Source organism: Arthrobacter sp. P1_B9 (assembly GCF_056406495.1).
In genome coordinates this window covers 1-5358 of sequence record NZ_JBFUAA010000025.1, presented here as the reverse complement: position 1 = coordinate 5358, position 5358 = coordinate 1, and the positions used below count along the sequence as shown (strand labels likewise).

Below are 5358 nucleotides of genomic sequence, written 5' to 3'. Positions count from 1 at the left end.
GTGCTCATCACGATGGAGGCCATGTTGGGCAAGATTTCCCGGAACATGATGCGCCACGCTTTCTCACCGGTCACGACGGCCGAAGCGACAAAGTCCTTGCTGCGCAGGGACAGAGCTTGGGAGCGGAGCACCCGGGCGCTACCTGCCCAGCCCGTGATGACCAGCACAGTGACGACGGTGACGGGTCCCGGCGGCAGAAATGCGGCGAGAACCACCAGAAGCGGTAGCCCGGGGATGAGCAGAAATACATTGGTCAACAGCGAGAGCAGTTCGTCGATGGCTTTGCCGAAATACGCGGAGGCTATGCCGACGAGACAGCCGATGAAGGTCGCCGCCAGGCCTACGGTGAATCCGACCGCCAGGGAGCTTCGCGATCCCCACAGGGTGAGGGCGAGCACGTCCTGGCCTTTGGAGGTGGTTCCGAGGAGGTGGTCCGCGGATGGCGCCAGAGATGCTTCGGAGCCGAAGTCGGAGGGGTTACCCGGTGCCAGGAGAGGCGCCAGCAGTGCCAAGAGGGCAAATATCACTAGGATGGCCAGTCCGAAGAGGGCCTTCTTGTTCGTGAGGATGCCGTGGACGAATCCTCCATGAACCAGGCGCCCGGGGGCGGGGGGTTCAGGTAGTTGAACGGTGGGGTTGCCGGCCGTGGTGATCGTGGTGGGTGTTGAGTCTGTAAGTGACATGGGGACCTGTTTCTAGCTGACCCGGACCCGGGGGTCCAGTCGTACGTAAATGATGTCGACCAGGAAGTTAGCTGCCAGCACGGCTGCGGTAATGGTGAGGAAGATGCCTTGGGTCAGCGGGTAGTCCAGCGCCTGGACAGAGGTCAGAAGCTGGTAGCCAATGCCCGGGTACGCGAACACGGTTTCGGTAAGGAGAGCGCCGCCGACGACGAAGCCAAGGGACATGCCGAACGACGTCACCGAAGGCAGCATGGCGTTGCGGGCCGCGTACTGGAACATGATCCGTGCCGGGCGGAGTCCCTTGGCCCGGGCCATCGTGATGTAGTCCTCGGCGGTGGTGGCGATCATCGTGTTACGCATCCCCAGCATCCACCCGCCGATGGAGACCAGAACGATGGTCAGGGCCGGGAGGACGAGATGCGCGGCTACGTCGCCGATGTATTCGAGGGAAAACGACGGGTTGAGGCCTGTGGAGAAGGCATGGTTCAGAGGCAGCCACCCGAGGGTTATCCCGAACAGATATAGAGCGGCCATGGCCAGCCAGAAGTAGGGAAATGATCCGACGAAAATCAGCAGCGGGGGAAAGACGGAATCCAGGAACTTTCCGCGCCGCCATGCTGCCAGAACGCCGAGGAGATTGCCCAGAATGACGGCAATAACCAGGGCGGTGCCGCCGAGCAGGAGGGTCCATCCGATTTGTGATGCGATCACTTCCGAAACGGGGGTGGGGAACCGGGAGAGCGAGATGCCCATGTCCCCGCGGAAGATGTTGCCGATGTACGCCAGATACTGCTCCCATAGCGGCCGGTCGTCCAGGCCGAAGAGCCGCCGGAGCGCATCCACCTGGTCGGGGCGCATCTGGGACTGTACCTGGGAGAACATTCGACTGACAGGGTCCCCGGGCATCAGCCTGGGGAGGAAGAAATTCAGGGTGATGCAGGCCCAGAAGGCGATGACGTAGAACCCCAGACGGCGGAGGAGGAATACCATGATTCCGCTTCTTTCTTGATGATTGTTGCGCCGCCCGGGGATCGGTCCGGGTCCGGCAGGTGGTAACGGTGCGGGGGCCGCATGTGCGGCGGACTTGGTGGCTGTCCGGGGCCGGTTGCCCCGGACAGCCACGAGATGGCTACTGCGCCGGCTTGAGCGAGGTCAGAACCAGCACGGTGGTGGCGGAGCGGACCGAAAGGGTCGCATACGGGTTATCGCTGCTGGGCCAGCCCGTGAATCGCTGGTCGGTGTAGGCGCCCCACGCCGGGCCGGAAAACAGCGGGATCACCGGGGCCGCGTCGTTGAAGCGGGCCTCCAGGGTGCCGACGAGGGTCTTCTGTGCTGCCGGGTCTGCCGTTGCCGCCATCTTGTCCAGGGTTGCGGTCGCTTCCGCGTCGCCAAAGCGGTGGTAGTTTTCGTTCGCCTTTTGCCCTGCCGGCACAACCACCTTCTGGGACATTACGCCGCGGTAGAACTCGTACGGGGACGCGCCGGCACTACTCCAGACGATGCCGCTGTCGAAGGATCCGTCGGTGTAGGAGGAGACGACCTGGGACCAGTCAGGGGAGCTGACTTCGACCTTAACGCCGAGTTTTTCCATGTTCTTGGAGATGATCTGGCCGACGGAGAGCCAGTCCGAAGATGCCGAGCCGACAGAGAACTTGAACTGGAACGGTTTGCCGTCCTTGAGGGTGCGGATGCCGTCGGCTCCCTTTTTGTAACCGGCGTCATCGAGCATCTGGTTGGCTTTGTCCACGTTCAGCTTGGTCCAGTCACATTTGTCGACGATGCTCTGGTCGCGCCAGCTATTGTAGGCGTCGCTGAGGCCGGTGCAGTCGGCCGGATGGGTGTAGCCCGCCATGCCCAGGCCGGTCACCTGATCGCGGTCCACGGCCATGCTGAGTGCTTTGCGGACGACGGAATCGTTAAAGGGAGCCTTGGTGGTGTTGAGCTGCCAGTTGATGGTGCCACCTATGGTGGGGTACCAGAAGTGGCGGTGGGCCGGATCCTTGTCGATAAAGGTTTTCTGGACGTTGGGGATGAACTGGTCGCTCCAATCCACATCGCCATTCTGCAGGGCGAGGTTGGCACCGGAGTTGCCGGCGAAGGCCAGCATCCTGATGCCGGTCAGCTGCTGCTTTTCCGGCTGCCAGTAGTTGGGATTCTTATCGAGCTCGAATGACTGTGCCTGGAAATGGGAGACCTGCGTGTAAGGACCCGTGCCGACCGGATTGTCGTTAGTGGCTTTTGCCGGGTCCGCGATCTGGGACCAGACATGCTTAGGGGCGATGACCTGCTGGCCGACTTCGTAAAGTCCGGGCGCGTAGGGCTTGTTGAAATCGAAGCGTACAGTGTGCGCATCTACGGCTGAGACCTTGGCCAAGTAGTCGAACCCGCCTTGGATCTTTTTCTGGAGCTCAAAGGTGTACACCACGTCATCGGCCGTCAGTGGCCGTCCGTCCGACCATTTGACCCCGTCGCGGAGGGTGAACGTCGCTCCCTTGCCGTCTTCGTCTGCCTTCCACGAAGCGCCGAGCCAGGGCACGGGTTCGCCCTTGACGGGGTTGACGATCAGCAGTGGCTCGAAGACCGACTGCTGCGTCATAGGCAGCGCCTTCGGGGAGAACGGGTTGAAGTTGCTGGTGAACGTTGCGGTGTCCTCCCGGGGGATGGTCAGGAGCCCGCTGGAGGCGCTTCCGCCATTTGCTGTGCTTCCAGCTGTGTTTCCGGCGCTGCATCCGGTGAGAGTCAGGGCGCCGATCGCAAGTGTGGCTGCAACAACGGTCAGTGATCTTTTGGGGTTGATTTTGGGCATGAGGGAGCTCGTTTCGTCAGTGAAAGGGAGATGGGGTTAGCGGGTGGTGGACGTCAGGAGGGGCAGGCGCACGGATGTACGCTCCACCAGAGGGCATTCGACAATGTGTTGGAGCGGTGTTAGATCGCGGTTCGCTGCCAGTTTGGCCAGCAGCGCGACGCCGGTTGCCCCCATTTGCCGGAATGGCAGTGCGACAGTCGTCAGGCTGGGTCGCAGGTAGCTGGCGATAACTTCCTGGTTGTCGAAGCCAACCACGGAGATATCTTCCCCAATACGAAACCCTCGTTCTTTGATGGCGTCGTATGCGCCCATGGCCATACGGTCAGTGGCGCAGAAGATGGCCGTAGGCGGCACCGCGCTGTCAAGGAGGGAGGATGCCGCACGGTAGCCCTGGTCTGCCTCGCCGTCCTCGTTGATGATCAACTTCTCATCCAGGCCCATACCTGCCTGGTCCAGAGCGCGGATGTAACCGGCCCGGCGGCCGATGGCTGCTGGAATTACGGGATCAAGGTTGATGAGCCCTATCCGGTCGTGTCCGGCCCCGATGAGCCTCATAGTGGCGGCGTAGCCGCCCTGAGCCTCGTCAGGAATGACGGAATGGAGGGTGGCCGCTTCGTCAAAGCAGTGAACCAGGACCGTCGGCACCTCGTCTGCGACAGCCGGCAGCCGGACGCCCCTATGCCAGCTTGTTGCATAGATCAGACCCTCGACACGGTGCTCGAGCATCGTTTCGATTGCCTGCCGGTCGGCGTCACTGCTGCCGTCGGTGCTGGCGATCAGTAGTGTTTTACCCTCCCGCGCGGCCTGTTCCTCGGCGCCTCGGACGATGTCGGCGGCATAAGGCGCCGTAACAATTTCCGTGATCAGCCCGTAGAGCTTGGTGTGTTTGGCTGCCAGCGCTCGGGCTCCAGCGTTCGGGCGGTAGCCCAGTTCGGTCACGGCCCGGTGGACGCGGTCACGGGTTTCTTGTGGAATTCCGTTTCCCGTTCCGCCGTTTAGGACAAAGGAAACCGTCGTCCGAGAGACTCCGACATGGTTCGCGACATCCTGCATTGTCACTTTGGCCTGCCGAGGGTTCGTCTTCATTGACCGTCCGATGTCTAGTAATAAGGGCTGAACTTTGGATGAGAGTCTAGCTAAATCTACTGATGCGCGTTACTAACGCGCGTAAGTAGATGTGAGATAGAACATATCCCGCGTTGGGTTGGAGTGTCAAGCAGCGTGCGGAGGGTTGTCGGCGCCCTGTCGGATCTTCTGGGTGAACGAGAGAAAATCGCACTAGATAATCGAATCCCGCGAGACAAGTGGCGGGCCGGATATCCGCCGCCCTTGGCTCCCGACCCGTCCGGGTCGATTGGGCTGAACTCGAATTTCAGCCGGCGGCCTAGCCTTGACGCGACTCGATATCGGCCATAAGCGGGCTCTCCCCGCGGTCGAAGGAGCTAGGGTGAGGCTTCGTCCTGATCCGTGGAATTGGCCAATTTGGGGTGTGTACAAAGTACACACTTTGGGCTTCGGATCGGTTCGTACTGGTGCCGGATCGGGCCGGATTCCGCATGTTTCCGGGAGTTCCCAGTGTTTGCAAGGGCTGGAATGTAGTTCGAGTCCCACCTCGGGCACGTGTTTTCCCTGTTCAGGGGCTTGTGGGCCTCTGAATGTGTACAAATCTCCTTTTATGGGCCCCTGCGGGGGCCCATTTTTTGTTGGTGGCCGTTGCGGTCTGGCGGCTCCTTTTCTTGGCTTGGACAGCGCTGTTGCTGCTTACGCGTTCATGGCCGGGAGCGCCTGGAACGGCCTGACTTGCTGCGACTCGGGATCACTCGGGCCTCCTTCCTTGCTGTTTGTGCCGGACGTGGTCGGCCTTGCACC

4 protein-coding genes are annotated in these 5358 nt (G+C 61.4%); all 4 read right to left on the bottom strand.

What is annotated here, in order from left to right; translation table 11 throughout:
• Window positions 1-683 (bottom strand): ABC transporter permease (locus AC1D1A_RS20855; RefSeq protein ID WP_476948611.1); only part of this gene is annotated, 683 nt, incomplete at its 3' end.
• Between the two features lie 12 nt (window positions 684-695).
• Entirely contained in the window at window positions 696-1673 is a 978-nt protein-coding gene (locus tag AC1D1A_RS20850) for an ABC transporter permease (RefSeq protein WP_364746433.1), read from the bottom strand.
• 139 nt (window positions 1674-1812) lie between these two features.
• Window positions 1813-3489, bottom strand: coding sequence for an ABC transporter substrate-binding protein (locus tag AC1D1A_RS20845; RefSeq protein WP_476948610.1), 1677 nt, complete (start codon window positions 3487-3489; stop codon window positions 1813-1815).
• 36 nt (window positions 3490-3525) lie between these two features.
• Window positions 3526-4575, bottom strand: coding sequence for a LacI family DNA-binding transcriptional regulator (locus AC1D1A_RS20840; RefSeq protein ID WP_476860278.1), 1050 nt, complete (start codon window positions 4573-4575; stop codon window positions 3526-3528).
• Window positions 4576-5358: the final 783 nt, after the last annotated feature.

Bases quoted from the DNA above. Each gene is read 5' to 3' on its own strand.
- AC1D1A_RS20840 (WP_476860278.1), bottom strand. From the start codon at position 4,575: ATGAAGACGAACCCTCGGCAGGCCAAAGTGACAATGCAGGATGTCGCG.
- AC1D1A_RS20845 (WP_476948610.1), bottom strand. From the start codon at position 3,489: ATGCCCAAAATCAACCCCAAAAGATCACTGACCGTTGTTGCAGCCACA.
- AC1D1A_RS20850 (WP_364746433.1), bottom strand. From the start codon at position 1,673: ATGGTATTCCTCCTCCGCCGTCTGGGGTTCTACGTCATCGCCTTCTGG.